The sequence below is a fragment of the Ferruginibacter sp. genome (genome assembly GCF_031391665.1).
In the GTDB taxonomy this organism is placed as follows: domain Bacteria; phylum Bacteroidota; class Bacteroidia; order Chitinophagales; family Chitinophagaceae; genus Ferruginibacter.
In genome coordinates this window covers 1-3,018 of record NZ_JANMUN010000120.1, presented here as the reverse complement: position 1 = coordinate 3,018, position 3,018 = coordinate 1, and the positions used below count along the sequence as shown (strand labels likewise).

The 3,018-nt window shown below is 34.9% G+C and carries 3 protein-coding genes; 1 reads left to right on the top strand and 2 read right to left on the bottom strand.

Features of this window, described 5'->3' with window-relative positions:
* Positions 1-219 (bottom strand): hypothetical protein (locus tag ACY651_RS09075; protein ID WP_462251887.1); only part of this gene is annotated, 219 nt, incomplete at its 3' end.
* A 135-nt stretch (positions 220-354) separates the two neighbouring features.
* Here ACY651_RS09075 and ACY651_RS09070 point away from each other — a divergent pair.
* A complete protein-coding gene (locus ACY651_RS09070) occupies positions 355-1,704 on the top strand; it encodes a Fic family protein (RefSeq protein WP_462251885.1) in 1,350 nt (449 codons plus the stop codon).
* 641 nt (positions 1,705-2,345) lie between these two features.
* Here ACY651_RS09070 and ACY651_RS09065 read toward each other — a convergent pair.
* On the bottom strand, positions 2,346-3,018 hold a 673-nt coding region (locus tag ACY651_RS09065), incomplete at its 5' end, for a TSCPD domain-containing protein (RefSeq protein ID WP_462251883.1).

Sequence of the window (3,018 nt, the reverse complement as noted above, 5' to 3'; positions counted from 1 at the left end):
AAGGGCTGTAGAAAAACCTACGAGATTAACATCTGCCCGGGTACGATGGTTTAAAATATCTGCCGGATTATTTAAAATGCTGTAAACCCCGGCGTATGCTGAAGAATGGTAGCCTGTGTAGGATTGAGCAGGGGAAAAAAGATAATTAAACTGGATAAGAGTTAAAAGCAAAATGCCTTTAAAAATAGAACGGACTTGAAAGATTAAAAAAGATTGCATTGGTTAGCAGCAAGTATATTAGGTAAAAATAGTCCTTTATTTGATTTAAAAGCAATGTGGCAACAACAGGTTTGCGAAGTGAATTTTATACCATTTTGAGGAGAACCAATAAAAGTTTAGCGTTATATTTGAAGGGTGAAAGATTTAATGGAAAATATTAACGGATTAAAAAAACAGTTTGCTCAGCTGCAACCGCTGAGCATTGAAAACAAACAGCGGTTAGATAAAAAATTCCGGATGGAATGGAATTTTAACAGCAACCATATTGAAGGTAATACGCTTACTTACGGAGAAACAGAATTACTATTGATTTTTGATCTGACCAAAGGCAATCACGAATTAAGGGAGTATGAAGAAATGAAAGGCCATGATGTTGCGTTGAAATTGATCTACGATTTAGCAGAAGATAAAGAAAGGCAACTTACAGAAAAATTTATACGGGAAATAAACGAAATACTTTTAGTTCGTCCTTTTTATAACGCAGCCATTACACCCGACGGGCTGCAAACGAGGAGAGAAATAAAAATTGGAGAATACAAATCTTTTCCCAATTCAGTTTTATTACAGAATGGAGAAATATTTCATTATCCTTCTCCTGCTGAAACCCCGGCAATGATGAATGATTTGATGAACTGGTACAATGAAGCATTATTAAATAAAAACTTACAGCCTGTTGAAGTTGCTGCAGAATTACATTATAAATTTGTTTGCATACACCCTTTTGATGACGGCAATGGAAGAATAGCAAGGTTACTGATGAATTATCATTTACTTAAGAATGATTGCCCACCTGTTATTATAAAAACTGCTGATAAAAAAAATTATCTGTTTGCTTTAAGAGAAGCGGATACAGGAAATATTGAAGCTTTTAAAAGTTATATTGGGGAACAATTAGTTTGGAGTTATGAAATTTCCATTAAGGCTGCAAAAGGAGAAAGAATTGACGAGGCTGGAGATTGGGAAAAGAAGATAAAACTACTTCATCAAAAAATTAATCCGTCATTAAGTCTTGAGAAGAAAAAATCTCCGGAAGTTTTAACTGAAGTATTTAATAACCAAATCTTAGCTTTAATTGAATCAATACTTGATAAATGGAATTCCATAAATGAATTATTTTTTAATCGTACTATTCAGGTCAATATTTATAATTTTGGTTCAACCGGTCAACTTAGCAATTCTAATGATTTTAAAGATTTTTTCAACGGGCTTAAAGACAATAAAAATTTTCTACCGGATAGATGTGAACTCAATTATTACTTAAGTGGTTTTAAAAAAAATGGGAAGAAAGCTTTTAGCCTTCCCATACCTATAATTATTACTTTTAAAGATTATTATTATTCTATTACACTTGATTCAATTTCCACTTTCCAAATTGACAAATATTACCACCAAAATATTTCTACAGAAGATGAGGGATTATTAGCAAACGTTATAACAGATTTAATAGTTATAACTTTCGAGAAGCAGCAAACACCACTCAATTGATTATTTTGTATAAGTGTTTCTCTTTTCTTCTACCTCAATCAACTATTTTATGTTTATAAAATCTTCCAAAAATATAAAACATTTTTTGAGGTTTACTTTTATTAAAAACTTTTCAATATTGCAGATTAAAATCCGCATTCTATCAATTCTATAAAATAAGCAATACGTTTTAAATTTTCGCTATAATACCCTACAGTAAAGGGTTTTAAAAAAAATCTTAATAACTTGTGAATTCAATTTTTCTATTTTTCTGTAGCTGCTTGGAAAGTAATTGTCTAGGAATTATATTGCATGATAATTAGAAGAATTCAATTTTGTATAATAAAAAAAGGAGCCTCAATCTTTAATGGCAATTGAGACTCCTCCAAAATTTCTGAGAGTTAGGCTTCTTACTAAGCAAATGAGGCTTTTCACCAAGCCAAGTGAACCTGGTCACCTTTTCTCACAGAATTTGCATTGTCGGGTAACAAGTCTCCAAACGTATTATCCCGTCAACTTTTTTTAAAAGCTCTTGCTAAGCAAGGGCTTTTTTATTTTTATTTAAAGAATTTTTTAAAATAAGCCATCCAATAAATTGGACAGCTTATTTTTATGTGCTTGTGTTTCCTCTTCTTCTTTTTTACCCCTTCAGGGGACAGGGGCTAACTGCAACCCATACTGTTACCGCAATTCAAACATTTGTAACAGGTGCCGCTGCGTACAGTTATGTGGCCGCAGGTGTTACAGGCCGGAGCATCGCTCTGCATACTTTTAGCAGCTGCATTTACGGCGTCCATTGGGTTGTGTGTTTTTTGTACAGAGGCGGTGCGGTGTGCTGCTTTTGCAGGCTGCGGTGCCACAGTACCTAATACACGTACTTCACTCAATTCGGGTTTGCGTTCGCCAATGGTAGGTGTGTTTTGGTCCCACTCTGCATTGCCCAAATTTTGTACTTCAGGTGTATCCAGTACATGAACTAAATCGTTGCGGCCTAAATATTCGTATGCTAACGAACGGAACATAAAGTCGATGATAGACGTGGCACTTTTAATATTTGGATGATCCACCATTCCGGCCGGTTCAAAACGGGTGAACACATATTTTTCAACATACTCTTCTAAAGGCACACCATATTGCAGGCCGATAGAAATGGCGATTGCAAAACAGTTAAGCATACTACGCATGGTAGCTCCTTCTTTTGCCATGTCGATAAAAATTTCTCCTAAAGTACCATCATTGTATTCGCCGGTGCGGAGGAACAAAGCCTGCCCATTTATTTTTGCTTTTTGTGTAAAGCCCCTGCGCTTAGCCGGTAGTGCCCTGCGTTCAACAATC